General features: G+C 54.5%; 11 protein-coding genes. 8 read left to right on the forward strand and 3 right to left on the reverse strand.

Annotated features, from left to right (window positions below):
• Nucleotides 1-47: 47 nt before the first annotated feature.
• From ACOZB4_RS31115 to ACOZB4_RS31125, 3 genes are all read right to left on the reverse strand, one after another.
• Nucleotides 48-1025: an electron transfer flavoprotein subunit alpha/FixB family protein gene (locus ACOZB4_RS31115; protein ID WP_379413995.1), complete on the reverse strand. Its 978-nt coding sequence runs from the start codon at nucleotides 1023-1025 to the stop codon at nucleotides 48-50.
• 267 nt (nucleotides 1026-1292) lie between these two features.
• Nucleotides 1293-2060 (reverse strand): electron transfer flavoprotein subunit beta/FixA family protein, encoded by a 768-nt coding sequence (locus ACOZB4_RS31120; protein WP_098741417.1) that lies wholly within the window; start codon nucleotides 2058-2060, stop codon nucleotides 1293-1295.
• Nucleotides 2061-2098: 38 nt separating this feature from the next.
• Nucleotides 2099-2689 carry a TetR/AcrR family transcriptional regulator gene (locus ACOZB4_RS31125; RefSeq protein WP_379413992.1) on the reverse strand — a complete coding sequence of 197 codons (591 nt, stop codon included), beginning with the start codon at nucleotides 2687-2689 and terminating at the stop codon, nucleotides 2099-2101.
• 468 nt (nucleotides 2690-3157) lie between these two features.
• On the opposite strand from ACOZB4_RS31125, the gene ACOZB4_RS31130 reads away from it, so the two are divergent.
• The 8 genes from ACOZB4_RS31130 to rnr all read left to right on the forward strand — a co-directional run.
• Nucleotides 3158-5338, forward strand: a complete 2181-nt coding sequence (locus tag ACOZB4_RS31130; protein WP_379413990.1) for a (Fe-S)-binding protein — start codon at nucleotides 3158-3160, stop codon at nucleotides 5336-5338.
• The gene (locus tag ACOZB4_RS31135) at nucleotides 5335-7776 is read left to right on the forward strand and encodes a 3-hydroxyacyl-CoA dehydrogenase/enoyl-CoA hydratase family protein (protein WP_379413988.1); all 2442 of its coding nucleotides are present in this window, start codon (nucleotides 5335-5337) and stop codon (nucleotides 7774-7776) included. Before ACOZB4_RS31130 ends, ACOZB4_RS31135 begins: the two co-directional genes overlap by 4 nt.
• A 230-nt stretch (nucleotides 7777-8006) precedes the next feature.
• Nucleotides 8007-9197: an acetyl-CoA C-acyltransferase gene (locus ACOZB4_RS31140; protein WP_422759723.1), complete on the forward strand. Its 1191-nt coding sequence runs from the start codon at nucleotides 8007-8009 to the stop codon at nucleotides 9195-9197.
• Between the two features lie 621 nt (nucleotides 9198-9818).
• Nucleotides 9819-11609: an acyl-CoA dehydrogenase family protein gene (locus tag ACOZB4_RS31145; protein ID WP_379413981.1), complete on the forward strand. Its 1791-nt coding sequence runs from the start codon at nucleotides 9819-9821 to the stop codon at nucleotides 11607-11609.
• A 99-nt stretch (nucleotides 11610-11708) separates the two neighbouring features.
• Nucleotides 11709-13385: a long-chain-fatty-acid--CoA ligase gene (locus ACOZB4_RS31150; RefSeq protein WP_379413978.1), complete on the forward strand. Its 1677-nt coding sequence runs from the start codon at nucleotides 11709-11711 to the stop codon at nucleotides 13383-13385.
• 98 nt (nucleotides 13386-13483) lie between these two features.
• Nucleotides 13484-13933: a PaaI family thioesterase gene (locus ACOZB4_RS31155; RefSeq protein WP_215162742.1), complete on the forward strand. Its 450-nt coding sequence runs from the start codon at nucleotides 13484-13486 to the stop codon at nucleotides 13931-13933.
• 436 nt (nucleotides 13934-14369) lie between these two features.
• Nucleotides 14370-14600 (forward strand): preprotein translocase subunit SecG, encoded by a 231-nt coding sequence (gene secG / locus ACOZB4_RS31160; protein ID WP_009593367.1) that lies wholly within the window; start codon nucleotides 14370-14372, stop codon nucleotides 14598-14600.
• A 196-nt stretch (nucleotides 14601-14796) separates the two neighbouring features.
• Nucleotides 14797-17100 (forward strand): ribonuclease R (rnr, locus tag ACOZB4_RS31165; protein ID WP_422759724.1); only part of this gene is annotated, 2304 nt, incomplete at its 3' end.

Below are 17100 nucleotides of genomic sequence, written 5' to 3' on the forward strand. Positions count from 1 at the left end.
GGAGCAGCCTTTTTTGACATATATCGTGGGATAAACCATTAGAAGTCTTACGATACCAGGACCTTGCGGAATTCCTCCGTCAGCAGCGGGACGATATCGAACAGATCGCCAACGATGCCGTAATCGGCTACCTTGAAGATCGGTGCCTCAGGGTCTTTGTTAATCGCAATAATGACCCGCGATTGGCTCATGCCGGCCAGATGCTGGATGGCGCCGCTAATGCCGCAGGCAATATAGATCTCGGGCGTGACCACTTTGCCGGTCTGCCCGATCTGGAGCGCGTAATCGCAGTAGCCGGCATCACAGGCTCCGCGCGATGCGCCGACGGCCCCGCCGAGCAGGTCCGCGAGCTCCTCCAGCGGCTGGAAGCCTTCCGCACTCCTCACGCCGCGACCGCCGGAAATGACGATTTTGGCTTCCGAGAGGTCGATTTTTCCCGTGGTTTTGCGAACGACGTCCTTTACTACGGAACGAAGGGAGGGAGCCGGATAAGCGATATCCTCAATACTGGCGCTCATGCCTTCGATGGCTTCCGCGGCGGGAATATTGTTCGGACGCACCGTAACCACCCACGGTCCGTTCTGGAAGACGCGCTTCTCAAAAGCTTTACCCGCATAGAGCGGACGCGTGAACACTGCTTCTCCACCTTCAGTCTCGATCGCGGTTACGTCGGAAATTTGCCCGGCATTCAGGGAAGCGGCGACAAGCGGTGCTAAATCGCGGCCGATGGCCGTATGTCCGAAGAGGACGGCATCAGGCTGCGTTTGACCGATCACCGCTTCAATGGCCGATATATAAGCTTCGGGATTATAGCTCTCCAGATCATCATGCTCAACCGTATAGATCGTGTCGGCACCGTAGGCGTTCAGGGCCGATACGGCCTCGGTAATATTCGAGCCTGCGACCAGAATGCGGATGCTGTCACCGTCACCAGCAATCAAACGAGCTGCACCAAGCGTCTCGAGGGCAACCTGGCGCAGCTTTCCATCCCGGTTCTCGGCATACACTAATATCGTTTTGCTCATATCATAACCTCCTAGGATCCATTTGAGATTGAAGTGAAGAGAGTTTGACGACTTAACCAGCCTGAGCAACCTAAGCGAGTTCAGGAGATTTCCTCCGACCGCTGCTGCTCCGGATTCGCGAAACGTATCAAGCGAAAAGCGTGCATGACGGACATCCCGTAAACCATACAATCAGAATACATAAGGAATGATGACATGGCCCTCTGTCGGTTCCGTGTAACCGCATTCAATAGCGGGTGTCAAAGGGTACACCCGTTCACCCGTTCATTAGATCACTTTCGACTGGGTGCGGAGCAAGGATACCAGCTCATGTGCCACTTCGGCAGGCTCGCCCTTCAGAATACGTCCGGCACTTCGCTCCGGCGGCAAGGACAGCTCGCTTTGCTTTGTTGCCGGCTGGATATCGGCTTCCGATAACCCGAGATCATCCAGGGTCAGCGTTTGAAAAGGCTTCTTCTTGGCCTTCATGATGCCAGGCAGCGATGGATAGCGGGGTTCGTTCAATCCCTGCTGTGCCGTGAAGATCGCTGGGAGCTGAACCTCCAGCACTTCAAGATCGCCTTCGGCATCCCGATGCACTTCAGCCGTGGTACCGTTCAGCGTAAGCTTGGTAATGGAGCCGGTATGCGAAATACCGAGAAGGCTCGCCAGGCGAATGGCCACCTGACCCGAACCGCGGTCCACGGAGAAGTTGCCGCCAAGGATCAGATCCGGGCTTTCCTTGGACAAATATGCGTGCAGCACCTTCGATACCGCATATTCATCGTCGGGAATCCGCTCGTCTGCGATCAGCACGGCATCATCAGCACCCATGGCCAGCGCAGTCCGCAAGGCCTCTGCCGTACGATCCGGTCCGACGGACAGGAGTGTCACGCTGCCGCCGTGGTCATCCCGAAGCTTCACGGCTTCTTCCACCGCATATTCGTCATACGGATTGATTACGAATTTCACCCCATCCTCGGCAATCGATCCGTTCTCAATCGTAATTTTTTCCTCCGTGTCAAAGGTCTGTTTAAGCAATACCACAATCTTCATCGGTTAAACGCTCCCTTCAATATGAATATCAGCGGGACTTATTGTCCGCTGGAAACACCGTTCAGGAAAAAGCTAAGCGTCTCATCCGCCTGATCGGACAGAGAATACTTGCGGCCGGAGATCAGCCAAGAGGTTACCGCTTCATCCATCGCGCCAAAAATCAGGTTGCGCACCAGTTTGACGTTCAGATCGGAACGGAATTTCTGTTCTTTGATGCCCTGTTCCAGGATATTCTCGATCAGCACAATATATGGCTTCAATGCGCTGCCGATTTCCTTGCGCAGCTCCAAATCGCTCTGCCGCAGCTCAATCTGCGTGACATAAGCAAGCTCAGGATTGCTCTCCAGCTCCGAGAAATGGATGCTGCAAACCGTCCGCAGTGCTTCCACCGCGTCTGTGGTTCCTTCCACGCTTTCGTGGAATTTGCCGACCAGCTCGCCAAGCTTTTCCTGAAACAGGCGGATCAGGATATCCTCCTTCCTCTTAAAGTATAAATAGATGGTGCCGTCAGCCACGCCGGCGGCCTTGGCGATCTTGGATACCTGGGACCGGTGGTAGCCGTTTTCGGCGAATACTTTTAGGGCGCCTTGGAGAATAAGGTAATATTTTTCATTTTTTTTACTTGTCATATGCTCACCCCGGTGTTAGAATACAGTTAAAATTATGAATGAATATTCATTCATTTCTTGTATCCATCATAAAATACGTTCATGTCGTTGTCAACGATGGGTTACGAAGAAGCGCGAAATGGATGAAGCAGATGGATCAGAGCAGCAGAATAAGGCGTTCATATCAGAGCAATTGACGGCAGTTCAACCGGAAGAAACAAGTCACTGGGTATCCGCAGGCAAGTACAGATGAGAACATTGTACGGATGAAGAGATGCAGCCAGAAACGATGAAGTTCGGTTTAGAGGGGTCGGCATGGCACGATGTGGAGGTCTATTTTTGTTCCTCTAATGAAAGCGCTTCATATATTGTCCCGACATGGACATATGACGAGAGTTAGGAAGGAGTGACAGGAGCTTCGGAAAAATGGGACGCTGCACCAGACTACCAGAAGAAAGAAGGATTTTTTAACGCAAGGGGCTGAGAGAGATGATTCTAACCTTAATCAACGCACTGCTCTTTGTCTTGATCACCGGTTGGGCGGTGTACATGTTCGCCACCGTAGTGTATCGCCGGTACCTGTATATCCGTTTGGGCAAGCCAGCGAATCTGAAGAAGGACCTGAAGGAACGCCTGAGTCAATTCGCTATCCAGGTATTCGGACAGAGCAAGCTCTTTAAGGACCGCAAGAGCGGCATCATGCACTTTATCGTTTTTTACGGATTTATCATTTTACAGTTCGGTGCGCTCGACATCATCTGGAAGGGATTGTCCGGCCACAGCCTGCCGATCCCGGGGCACGCCGGCTTTATCCTTATGCAGGAGATTACGGTTGCGCTGATCCTGCTCGCTATCGGTTATGCGGCCTATCGCCGCTATGGCGAGAAGCTGAAACGGCTCAAGCGGGGCTGGAAGCCAAGCATTGTCGTGTTTTTCATCACCACGCTGATGGCTTCGGTGCTGCTGACGATGGCTTTTGAACGGCTCATGGAAGGACTGGCGTGGTCGGCAATGGCCCCGATCTCATCCAGCATTGCGGCCGTGTTTGCCTGGATGCCGCCGGTGGCGGTGACGGTTTGCTATTACCTGTTCTGGTGGCTGCACCTGTTGATTCTGTTGTCTTTCCTCATCTATGTGCCGCAATCGAAGCATTTTCACCTCATTACAGCGCCGATCAACATTCTGGTCCGCCGAACCGATCCCCCGGGCAAGCTCAGCAAGCTGGATCTGGAGGATGAAGAGGCGGAGGAATTCGGGGTAGGCAAAATCGAGGACTTCACTCAGAAGCAGATGCTCGATTTCTATGCCTGCGTCGAGTGTGGAAGGTGCACCAACGTATGCCCGGCATCGAATACAGGCAAGCTGCTGTCGCCGATGCACATGATTGTGAAGCTTAGGGATCATCTCACGGAAAAAGGTGCCGCGCTCACCTCCAAATCAGCGTGGATGCCAGCCTCGGTGTTTGGATCGCCCGGCGTCCATACAATGGCTGCGACGGATCTGGCGCTTGTTGGCTGGAAGGGCGAGGGCGTTACCGATATCGGTCCGACGATGGACGTGCAGAAGCGCTCTTGGCATCAGGTCGAGGGCGTAGACCCGAAGGACATTCAATTGATCGGCGGCGTCATGACGGAAGAAGAGATTTGGGCGTGCACGACCTGTCGCAACTGCGAGGATCAGTGCCCGGTCGCGAATGAGCATGTTGACAAAATCGTGGATCTTCGGCGTCATCTCGTTCTAATGGAGGGCAGCGTGCCGCAGGAAGGCCAGCGCGCGATGCAAAACATCGAGCGACAAGGCAACCCTTGGGGAATCAGCCGCGCGGACCGGAGCAAGTGGGTGAAGGAGGTCGACCCGGAAGGGACGTTGGATCTGAAGATTCCGACCGTGAAGGAAAACCCGGATTTCGACGTGCTGTTCTTTGTCGGCTCCATGGGCTCTTACGACAATCGCAGCCGCAAGATCACCAAGGCTTTTGTCCGGCTTATGAATGAAGCGGGTGTCAACTTCGCCATTCTCGGCAACGAGGAGAAGAATTCGGGCGATACGCCGCGCCGCATGGGCAATGAATTTCTGTTCCAGCAGCTGTGCACGGAGAACATCGAGACATTCCAGAAATACGATGTGAAACGAATCGTTACAGCTTGTCCGCATACCTTCAATATTTTGAAGAACGAGTACCCGGAGTTTGGGCTTGAAGCCGAGGTCATTCATCATACGGAGTTGCTGGACCAGCTGGTGAAGGAAGGGCGTCTTCAGCCTAAATATCAGGTTCAGGAGAAAATTACTTATCATGACTCCTGCTACCTGGGACGGTATAACGATGTGTACGATCAGCCGCGCAGCGTGCTTCGCGCCATTCCTGGCGTTGAGCTCCTGGAGATGGAGCGGAATCGCGAGAACGGGATGTGCTGCGGGGCCGGCGGCGGGCAGATGTGGATGGAGGAAGACGCGGGCAAGCGCGTGAATCTGGCACGCACCGAGCAGGCGCTTGCCGTATCCCCGACGATGATCAGTTCAGCCTGTCCGTTCTGTCTGACGATGCTGGAGGACGGCACGAAGCTGAAGGAAGTGGAAGAAAGCGTAAAAACGCGAGATATCGCAGAAATCCTGGAGTTATCCGTATTCGGTCTATCCGAAATCCATGAACAGGAGGTCGTTGTGCAATGAGTAATACCATCACCAAGGAATCCGTCAGCGGTTCCGGTATCGCAAGTCGAAACGTAACCAAAGCCGCCGTGATCGGCTCGGGCGTCATGGGGTCGGGAATCGCCGCCCATCTCGCCAACGCAGGCATTCCCTGCCTGCTGCTCGACATCGTTCCGAGTTCCTTAACCACGGAAGAGGAAAAAGCCGGATTGTCGCTGGATCATCCGAAGGTACGAAACAGGCTGGCCTCCAAAGCGATTGCCGCTCTCCCTAAATCCAGCACGGCTCCGCTGTACAGCGCTGATTTTATGGGCCGGATCACCCCGGGCAATACCGAGGATCATCTGAGCCAGCTGAAGGACGTGGACTGGATCATTGAGGTGGTCACGGAGCGTCTGGAAATCAAGAAAAGCATCTTCAAACAGATTGAGAGCGTGCGTAAAGAAGGGGCGATCGTCAGCACGAATACCTCCGGCATTTCCGTTAATGCGATGGTCGAGGACTGCAGCGAGGAATTCCGCAGCCACTTCCTGGGGACCCATTTCTTCAATCCGCCGCGTCATATGAAGCTGCTGGAGATTATCCCGGGCTTTGATACCGATCCGGACATTACGAAGTTTATGGTTGATTTCTGCACGAAGCGCCTTGGTAAAGGGGTAGTGCTGGCGAAAGATACGCCGAACTTCATCTCGAACCGGATCGGCACCTACGGGCTCCTTGTCACATTGCAAGAGATGGTGAAGAACAGCTATACCGTGGAGGAAGTGGATGCAGCCACCGGTCCTGTTCTGGGGCGTCCGAAGAGCGCCACCTTCCGTACGCTGGATTTGGTTGGCATCGATACGTTTGTCCATGTGGCCAGAAATGTGTACGACTCCGTGCCGGACGGGAACGAGAGGGATGTGTTCACGGTTCCCGATGTCATGAATGAACTCGTCACCCGCGGCTGGATCGGTGAGAAGGGCGGCCAGGGCTTTTATAAAAAAGTAAAGAGCGATCAAGGCAGCAAAATCTTATCGCTCAACCTGTCCACGATGGAGTACAATCCGAGCGCCAAAGTGAGCTCCGCTTCCATCGAAGCCGCCAAAGCGGTGAAGGGAGCCAAGCGGAAGATCAAGGCATTCCTCGGTACGCAGGACCGTTACTCGGAACTGGCTTGGAATGTATTGAAGCAAGTGCTTGTATATGCGGCCGATAAGATGGGAGAGATCGCCGATTCCATCCAGGACATCGACAACGCAATGAAATGGGGCTTCAACTGGGAGCTCGGTCCATTCGAGACGTGGGATCTGATCGGACTGCCTGAATCCGTGCAGCGTATGGAAGCAGAGGGCATGACGGTTCCGGCTTGGGTGAAGGATTGGATTGCCGCCGGCAACAAGTCCTTCTATCAGCAGAAGGACGGCGAGGTGTTCCATTATTTCAAAGGTGAGTATAAGGGTGTAGAGGTTCAGCCTGAGCTGATCTCGCTGCAAGCACTCAAATCGCAAAACCGGATCATCCGTTCAAACACGGGGGCGAACCTGATCGACATCGGGGATGGCGTAGCGTGTCTTGAATTCACTTCCCCGAACAATGCGATCGGTGCCGATATTCTGGTCATGATCCAGCAGAGCGTAGAAGAGGTTCGGGCGAATTACCGCGGGCTGGTGCTGGCGAACGAAGGCCGCAACTTCTGCGTCGGCGCCAACCTGATGCTCATGCTGATGGAAGCGCAGAGCGGGGACTGGGATGAGGTGGATGACATCATTCGTCTGTTCCAAGGCAGCATGATGAAGCTGAAAGCGCTGGAGAAGCCGGTTGTGGCTGCACCTCACCGGATGACACTTGGCGGCGGCGTGGAAGCGTGCCTGCCTGCCGACCGGATCATCTTCTCGGCGGAGACCTATTTCGGACTGGTGGAGACGGGCGTCGGCCTCATTCCGGCAGGCGGCGGCTGCAAGGAGCTGGCGCTCATGACAAGTAACCGCCATCCCGACAAGGACAGCGACCTCCAACCGGAGATTAACAAAATCTTCGAGATGGTGGCGATGGCCAAGGCGTCAACCAGCGGACATGAAGCGATCCGCATGGGTTATGGGCGCAGCGGGGATTCGGTGGTCATGAACCAGGACTACCGGATTTATGAAGCGAAGCAGGCGGTATTAGAGATGGACCGGGCAGGCTATGTTCCGCCGCAGCCGGGCAAAGCCCGCGTTGTTGGCCGTGACGGCCGGGCCGTGCTCCAGATGGGCGCCATCGACATGAAGCGCAGCGGTTATATCAGCGATCACGATCTGTTGATCGCGAAGAAGCTGGCGCACATCCTGACAGGCGGCGATGTTCCTGCGGGAACCGTGGTGAGCGAGCAGCATCTGCTCGACCTGGAGCGCGAAGCCTTCCTCAGCCTGCTCGGCGAGGTCAAAACCCAGCAGCGCATGCAGCATATGCTGGCGAAAGGCAAGCCGCTGCGGAATTAGGGCTTTAAGAGAGCTGCTTCAGCTAAGAGATACACCATCTTTCGCAACGTGCGATTCGCCAAATCGACGCTGCATACAGCACATGGTGGCAGGTTATCCATGCTGGCGAAGTTTAATGATGGAGACTCTTTAATCAGTTCCACCGTTACGAATTCATTTCACGGCCGATTAGCGGCCCGCAATCATATCGGTATTGGATCCAACCATTTCAAGTTGATGAGGTGAATGGCATGAGAGAAGCAGTCATAGTATCCCTTGCCCGTACTCCGGTGGGGAAGGCGAAGAAGGGCAGTTTTGCCCAGACGCGCGTGGAGGATCTCGGCAAAGCCGTACTGGAAGCCGTCATTGAGCGTGCGCCGGGCCTGAAAAAAGAGGACGTCGAGGACATCATCCTCGGCTGCGCGATGCCGGAAGGCGAGCAAGGCCTGAATGTCGCGCGGATTATCTCGCTGTATGCGGGATATCCCGTGACGGTACCCGCGCTGACCGTCAATCGTTTCTGTTCCTCGGGACTTCAGGCGATTGCTTTCGCGGCGGAGCGCATTATGCTCGGTCATGCCGAGGTGATCGTCGCTGGCGGCGTCGAGAGCATGAGCCATGTGCCGATGACCGGCTTCAAGCCGGCGCCGCATCCGACGATTGTCGAAGAGATGTCAGAGGTGTATATCGGCATGGGGCATACCGCGGAAGAGGTGGCCCGCCGCTTCGGCATCACCCGTGAAGCGCAGGATGCCTTTGCGGCCAGCAGTCACCGCAAAGCTGCCGCCGCTATCTCCGAAGGCAAGTTCCGGGACGAGATCGTACCGGTGAACGTAACGCTGGCTGCGGCCGACGAGCAGGGCAAGGTGCGCAGCAAAACCTTCGCCTTCGATACGGATGAAGGGGTTCGGCCGGACACGACTCCGGATGTGCTGGGCAAACTGAAGCCGGCCTTTGCCCTCGGCGGCTCAGTTACCGCCGGTAACGCGTCGCAGACGAGTGACGGCGCGGCGGCGGTTGCCGTTATGAGCCGCGAGAAAGCGGAGCAGCTCGGCCTTACCCCGCTGGCTACCTTCAAGTCGTTTGCCCTGGCAGGCGTAGAGCCGGAAATTATGGGCGTCGGCCCAGTCGAAGCGATCCCGAAGGCGCTGCGCATGGCGGGGATCGAGCTGGATCAAGTGGATGTGTTCGAGATTAACGAAGCGTTCGCTTCGCAATGCCTCCACATCATTCGCGCTTTGGGTATCGACGAAAGCAAAGTCAACGTCAATGGCGGCGCCATTGCGCTCGGCCATCCGCTCGGCTGCACCGGTGCCAAGCTGACCGTCAGCCTCGTCTCCGAGCTCGCCCGCCGCGGCGGCGGCTACGGCGTCGTGAGCATGTGTATCGGCGGCGGTATGGGCGCCGCGGGGGTGTTCGAGGTGCACGCCGCAGGTGCGTAAGGAGTAGGTTGTGGCAAGAAGAAATTTCCTTCCATACCCCAAAGGGGCTTGGGGAGGGATTCCCGCATTAGTCCTTGCAGCTGCTCAGCGTGGTTCGATTCGCGCTATCAGTCCTCAAGGAACTAGTAGCTCCCGAGCAAGGTGCTAGGGAATTTTAGTTCAACAATGCTTCTGAATGTATTCAATGAACCAGATCTAGGTTTTCATATCTAAGTTCAATGATCTTCTAAAGATGCATGACTAGCCAATTCACACTGAGATGTAGTCTTAGTGCGGTGTCCGTTCCGTACCCGTACCGGACACCGCATCACTCACTCCAACCACAGGCGAGTGCAAGGATAGCCGGTCGCAGGCGTTTGAACTTAGGGGATTAACAAGTTTGCGCCAACCCAGCGGAGAGGGCGGAATTGTACTGGAGAAACGAAGGGGTCGCCTTTGAGTTTGGATTTCTTCTACTTATAGCGCCATTCATTGAAATCCAAACTCAACAGCGATCGGAAGTACAATCCGCACGCGGAGCGCCACTAATGAGCCACGAGTTACACCTCTATGCCCAGCCCGCAATACCAAGGCAGTCCTTGCACTCCACCTTATTCCACATTCCGAAAGGGGAAACCAATTATGAGCGATAACCAAACCAAAGAACCGAAGATCAAAGGCGGCAGCTTTGTCATCGATAATCCCGATATGCAGCGCATCCTGACACCTGAGGATTTCACGGAAGAGCACCGCATGATCGGCGAGACGGTGCGTGATTTTATCGATGGGGAAATCGTGCCGCACGATGAAGAGCTGGAGAAGCTCAATTACGAGATGACGGTAGATCTGCTTCGCAAAGCAGGCGAGCTGGGCCTGCTCGGGGCCGATGTGCCGGAGCCGTTCGGCGGGATCGGTTTGGATAAAGTCAGCTCCACGATTATTAACGAAAACTTGGCGAAGGGATCGTCCTTCGCGCTTTCCTTCGGTGCTCATGTCGGGATCGGTACACTGCCGATCGTGTTCTTCGGCACGACCGAGCAGAAACAGAAGTACCTGCCGGATCTGTCGACTGGCGCGAAAATCGCGGCTTATTGCTTGACGGAGCCAACCTCCGGCTCGGATGCGCTGGGTGCCAAAACGACGGCACGCCTGTCCGACGACGGAGACTATTATATTTTGAACGGATCGAAGCTATATATAACTAACGCCGGATTTGCGGATATCTTTATCGTCTACGCCAAGATTGACGGAGAGCACTTCACCGCGTTCATTGTCGAGAAGGAGATGGAGGGCTTCACGCTTGGACCGGAGGAGAAGAAGATGGGCATCAAGGGCTCGTCGACGCGTCCGCTCTTTTTCGAAGATGTGAAGGTGCCGAAGGAGAACTTGCTCGGCGAGATCGGCAAAGGCCACCGGATTGCCTTTAACATCCTCAACATCGGAAGGTATAAATTGGCAGCCGGCACCGTCGGTGCAGCAAAGGAATCAATCGAGCTGAGCGCGAAATATGCTAACACCCGTAAACAGTTCGATACGCCTATCTCGCAGTTCCCGCTCATGCGCAAGAAGCTGGCCGAGATGAACATCACCACCTTCGTGATGGAAAGTATGGTGTACCGTACGGCAGGTCTGCTGGAGGAAGCGATGCAGGACATCGATTACAACAACGAGGATGCCGGAATCCACTCGGCTGCCGCGATCTCCGACTATGCCATTGAATGCTCGATCAACAAGGTGTTCTGTTCGGAAGGACTGGATAACGTAGCAGACGAAGCGGTGCAGATTCACGGGGGCTATGGGTATATCCAAGAGTACAAAGTGGAACGCATCTATCGGGACTCCCGCATCAACCGCATCTTTGAAGGCACAAACGAGATCAACCGGCTCCTGATTCCGGGCACGCTCGTGAAGAAGGCCATGAAAGGTGAAATCGCACTCCTGCAAAAAGCCCAAGGTCTCCAGGGTGAGCTGCTGCAGCTGGTACCTGGTCAAACCTTTGAAGGCACACTGGAGCAGGAATCGCACTTCCTGGACATGAGCAAGAAGATTTTCCTCCTCGCAGGCGGTTTGGCGGTACAGAAGTTCGGCACGAAGCTGGAGAAAGAGCAGGAGGCCTTGTCTAATCTGGCGGATATGATGATTGATATTTATGCCCTCGAGAGTGCGCTGCTGCGTACCCGCAAGCAAATCGAACGCACCTCGGAGGAAAAGGCAGCCAGCATGATCGAGATGACGCAGGTGTTTGCATACGAGGCGTTCCAGCGCATTGAAGCACTCGCAAAAGAGACGCTGGCCTCGGTGGAAACCGGTGATATGCTGCGCATGCAGCTGTCGGTGCTCAAGAAACTGACGCGTTGCACGCCGGTCGATACGGTGGCCCTCAAGCGCAGCATAGCCGCCCGTGTCGTCAAGAACGAACGGTACACCGTGTAGCATCCGGCACCGAAAGAGATGTGAATGTAGCCTGAAAAGAGAGAGATTTTTCTTGGAGTAGGAAAGAAGGAGCATTCCTTAGGAAAGGGTTGGTTTTGTATGGATACAAAGCCTTGGCTGCCGTTTTATCCGCCCGAAGTAGCCCCCGCTTTTGATTATCCGAAACAGAATTTGGCATCATTTCTCGTGACGTCGGCACAGAAATTTCCGAATCGGCCGGCCATGTATTTCATGGGCAAAACGATCAACTATAGGAGTCTGCTGGAGTCGTCCTATCGTATGGCGAACGCGCTCCGCAGCAAAGGGATTAAGAAGGGCGACCGGGTAGCGATTATGCTGCCCAACTGCCCACAGGTAGTGATTTCGTATTATGGCGTGCTGCTCGCAGGAGCTGTGGCCGTCATGACCAACCCGCTCTATATGGAGCGGGAAATTGCACATCAGATGAAGGATTCCGGAGCTAAGATCATCATCACGATGGATATGTTTGTGTCCCGCGTTGAAAAAGTCATCGAGGAGACGGAACTGGAGCATATGATCGTCACATCTGTGGCGGATTATCTGCCATTCCCCAAGAATCTCCTCTACCCGATCAAAGCCAAGAAGGAGGGTCCCCTTCCGGTCGTCAACTATGGAAGCCGCGTTCATGCCTTTAAAAAGCTGCTTGCCAGTGCGCCGAATGACCCGATCTGTGAAACCGTGAAGGCGGAGCTGGACTTGGCCCTGCTCCAGTATACCGGCGGCACGACCGGTGTTCCCAAAGGCGTCATGCTGACGCATATGAATTTGATCGCCAATACTGTGCAGTCTGCGAACTGGTGCTTTCAGGTGGAGGATGGGAAGGAGCGGTATTTGGCGGTTCTCCCCTGTTTTCACGTATTCGGGTTGACCGTACTGCTTAACCAGGCGATCTACCGTGCCGGCATGCTGATATTGGTACCGAAGTTCGAAGTGACGATGATTCTGAACCTGATCAAAAAAATGAAGCCGACGCTCTTCCCGGGCGCGCCGACCATGTATATCGCACTGATTAATCATCCACGGATCAAGGAATATGATCTGTCTTCGATCAATGCTTGCGTCAGCGGCTCTGCCGGGCTTCCGGTCGAGGTACAGGATAAGTTCGAGGAGCTGACCAAAGGGCGGCTGATCGAAGGCTACGGCCTGACCGAAGCGTCCCCGGTTACCCATGTGAATCCGATCTGGGGAAGGCGCAAAATCGGAACCATCGGCTTACCTGTCCCGGATACGGATGCCAAGGTGGTCGATCCCGATACGGGGGAAGAAATGCCGGTCGGCGAGCCTGGCGAGCTGATCGTGAAAGGACCGCAGGTGATGATGGGGTACTGGAACCGGCCGGAGGACACGTTCGACACGCTGCGCAACGGCTGGCTGTTCACGGGCGATATGGCAACGATGGACGAAGAGGGGTATTTTACGATCATCGACCGTAAGAAAGACATGATCATTGCAAGCGGTTTCAATATATACCCTCGGGAGATCGAGGAAGTGCTGTATGAGCATCCATCCGTGAAGGAAGCCGTCGTGGTCGGAACGAAGGACGATTATCGCGGCGAAACCGTGAGAGCTTATATTGTGCTGAAGGATGGCGCGTCTCCGGACCCTTCGGGCCTCGAGAAGTTTTGCCGCAGTCAGCTGGCTGCCTATAAAGTGCCGCGTGAGTACGTGTTCCGCGATTCGCTGCCGAAGACAATGGTAGGCAAGGTGCTGCGCCGCAAGCTGCTGGAGGAGGAAGAGGAAGGCAGAACGGGCTGATGCGCAGAATAGCAGAGTAGGCACGATAAGCGATTCATGTTATCCCGCTGGAATGGATACAGTACTAACGACGTCAGAAGAAAAAAGGAGGCGGCCTGATGAATCATACCAATGCCAATCCGGAGACGAAGGCCGGACAGCCGGAATTAGACCGGGAGGCGTACATTGAAGCCATGACCCAAGCGGCGGAGCCCACCTTCTGGGGATATCTCGGCTGCAAGCTTGCGTCTGCCAGCTCGGAGGCGGTTGTTGTGACGCTGGATGCCCAGCCTCATCATATGAATATGGCGGGCATCGTGCATGGCGGCGTACTCTCCTCATTGATGGATAACGCCATGGGCATTGCCGTCATGCTGGAGCGCCCTGGCGAATCAACGGTGACGAGCAATTTGAATGTGCATTTTGTCATGCCAGCCAGAGCAGGTATCCTCACCGTAACGGCAAGCATCGTGCATCAGACGCACCGTTCGGTCACGACGGAATGCAGGATTACGAACGAGAAGGGCGAGCTTGTGGCGATCAGCACAGGGTCCTTCCGAGTGAAATAAAGCAGCCTTGGCTGCTATGAAACAGGTGGTCTGCCAACGCTGGAGGGGCAGGCCATTTATTTTTTTGGTGAGCTGGAAATTTTGTAGGTGAGTAGTTTGAGTAACTATTGGTCAGTAGCTTCCCGTCAATTGAGCTTATGACAGGAGGGGGCGCTAACCCCCGTCCTCTCACACCACCGTACATGCGGGTCCGCATACGGCGGTTCCAAAAGGTTAACAAAGCTCCAGATCCACCTGGTACGGGGTCTTCTTTATGGGATTAAAGTAAAGAAGCAGAGATGGCATGTTCGTGGTTGGAGTTATGAAGTGATTCCCCCGTACTCCTTGTCAGGTCGATAAAGCTGTGGTACAATGAGAATGCTGTTTTTCATGTAGAATCTAGAATGTCTCTTAAGATAATAAATTCAGATGTTTACATACGTAGGAGGTGGAAGTCATGGTTGTATTTTTTGAAGTGTTGCTTGTTATTTTCTCCATCGGGTTGATTACTGTCGTTCTTCTCCAAAAAGGGAAAAGCGCAGGTCTTGCCGGTGCCATCTCCGGCGGTGCGGAACATCTTTTTGGTAAAACAAAGGCTCGCGGTATGGATCTCGTACTGCAGCGTACAACGGTAGGTCTTGCAGCAGGATTTATGATTTTGGCCATCGTTGTTGCTATGTTGAAATAACAATGAACGTTACCCTCGCTTTTTCACTCTTGGAAGAGCGGGGGTTTTTTATTTGCCTGAATTTTGGAATACATAGGTTAAGACGGTGTTCGGAAGGATACCGGAGATTAAATTCGTGTATACTAGGGTATGAGTATATGAAGGTAAAGAATGGATAGCGGAACGATGAAATTGCAGGTTCCCCGAGGTGATAATGATGATAACTGAAGAAATATTACTGAATTTTATGCGGGAAACTGCATACAAACCGATGACGTACCAGGAATTGGAGCAGCATTTTGCCACTAAGGATGCTCATGAATTCAGGGAATTCTTGAAGCTGCTGAATGAACTTGAACAATCCGGAAAAATCATTCTGACCAGCACCCAGCGTTATGGCGTGCCGGAACGGATGAATTTGCTGCGCGGACGTCTGCAGGCACATGCCAAGGGTTTTGCCTTCTTGATTCCTGATGATCGTGAGCACCCGGATGTGTACATTCATGCCAATGACTTGAAGAGTGCGATGAATGGAGATATCGTGCTTATCCGGATCAGTTCCAAAAGCAGCGATGGCGGCAAAATGGAAGGCGAAGTGGTCCGTATCGTGACGCGCGCCGTCACCCAAGTCGTGGGTGTATTCCAGAACCATGAAGCCTATGGCTTCGTGCTGCCGGATGATAAGCGGATCAACCGGGATATTTTTATTCCGAAGCATGCGATGGGCGGAGCCGTTGATGGCGTGAAAGTCGTGGTGAAGCTGGTCAGCTATCCGGAAGGAAGAGCTGCGGCCGAGGGCGAAGTGGTGGAGATTCTGGGTCACAAGGATGATCCGGGCGTCGACATTCTGTCCATTATCCGTAAGCATCAGCTGCCGGAAGGTTTTCCGGAGGAAGTGCTGGCCGAGGCGGATGCAGCGCCCGATGCCATTACGGAAGAAGAAATCGTACAGCAGGGCCGTCGCGATTTGCGCGGTCTGAACATCGTGACGATTGACGGCGAAGATGCCAAGGATCTCGATGATGCGGTGAATGTGGAACGTCTGCCGAATGGGAACTACCGTCTGGGCGTTCACATTGCCGATGTCAGCTATTACGTACGCGAGCGCTCCGAGCTGGATAAGGAAGCTTACGATCGCGGCTGCAGCGTGTATTTGGTGGATCGGGTCATTCCGATGCTGCCGCATCGTCTGTCCAACGGCATATGCAGCTTGAATCCGCAGGTGGATCGTCTGACGATGTCCTGTGAAATGGAATTCAACGAGCAGATGAAAGTCGTGAAGCACGATATCTTCACTAGTGTTATTCGTACGAAAGAACGGATGACGTATAACAATGTACGCAAAATCCTCGTTGATGAGGATCCGGAGCTGATCGAGCGCTACAGCGACCTCGTGGAGGATTTCCGCTTGATGCGCGAGCTGGCGCTGAAGCTGCGGAATCGCCGGATGCGCCGGGGCGCGGTGGATTTTGATTTTGTGGAATCCAAGGTCATTGTGGACGAGAACGGCAAAGCCGTGGATATCGTCAAAAGAGAACGTTCCATCGCGGAGCAGATCATTGAGGAATTCATGCTGGCGGCCAACGAAACCGTGGCCGAGCATTTCCACTGGCTCAAAGTACCGTTCATCTACCGGATCCATGAGGATCCGGATCAGGAGAAGCTGCAGAACTTTATGGCGTTCGCTGCCAATTTCGGGCATCAGGTGAAGGGACGGGGGAACTCAATCCATCCGCGCGCCCTGCAAAACATGCTGGAAGCCATTCAAGGCACGAAGGAACAAACGGTGCTCAGTACGATGATGCTCCGTTCGATGAAGCAGGCGAAATATGATGCGGAGAGCACGGGCCACTTCGGTCTTGCTGCGGAATATTACTCCCACTTTACGTCTCCTATTCGGCGTTATCCCGATCTGGTCATTCATCGGGTCATCCGGGAAGTGCTGGAGAGCGGCGGCGCACTCGATGAGAAGCGTCATGAGCATCTGGCGGGCCGGATGGCTGATATCGCTAAGCAATCCTCCGAGCGTGAGCGCGTGGCTGTGGATGCGGAGCGGGATACGGAAGCGCTCAAGAAAGCCGAGTTCATGCTGGATAAGGTCGGCGAAGAGTTCGAAGGCATTATCAGCAGCGTGACCAGCTTCGGCATGTTTATCGAGCTCGAGAACACGGTTGAAGGCTTGATTCGTCTCAGCGCGATGACCGACGATTATTATCACTTCGATGAGGGCCATATGGCGCTGATCGGGGAGCGGACCTCGAAGGTATACCGCATCGGTGATGATGTGAAGGTTCGCGTGGCGAAGGTGAACATGGACGATCACACCATCGATTTTGAGATGGTGGATATGAAGCCGCGCCGTCAAGGGCGCGGCGATGGCGAACGCGGCGGCAACGGTGGCCGCGGATTTGGTGCCCGCGATGGCGCAGCCCGCGGGGGCAAGGGCCGCGGCGGTAAGCGCGGCGCAGCTGAAGGCGGCGCGCCAGGCGGACGCCGCAGTGACGGCGCCGGCGGCGAGGGT

The organism is Paenibacillus sp. NPDC058898 (genome assembly GCF_049316025.1).
In the GTDB taxonomy this organism is placed as follows: Bacteria; Bacillota; Bacilli; order Paenibacillales; family Paenibacillaceae; genus Paenibacillus_AQ.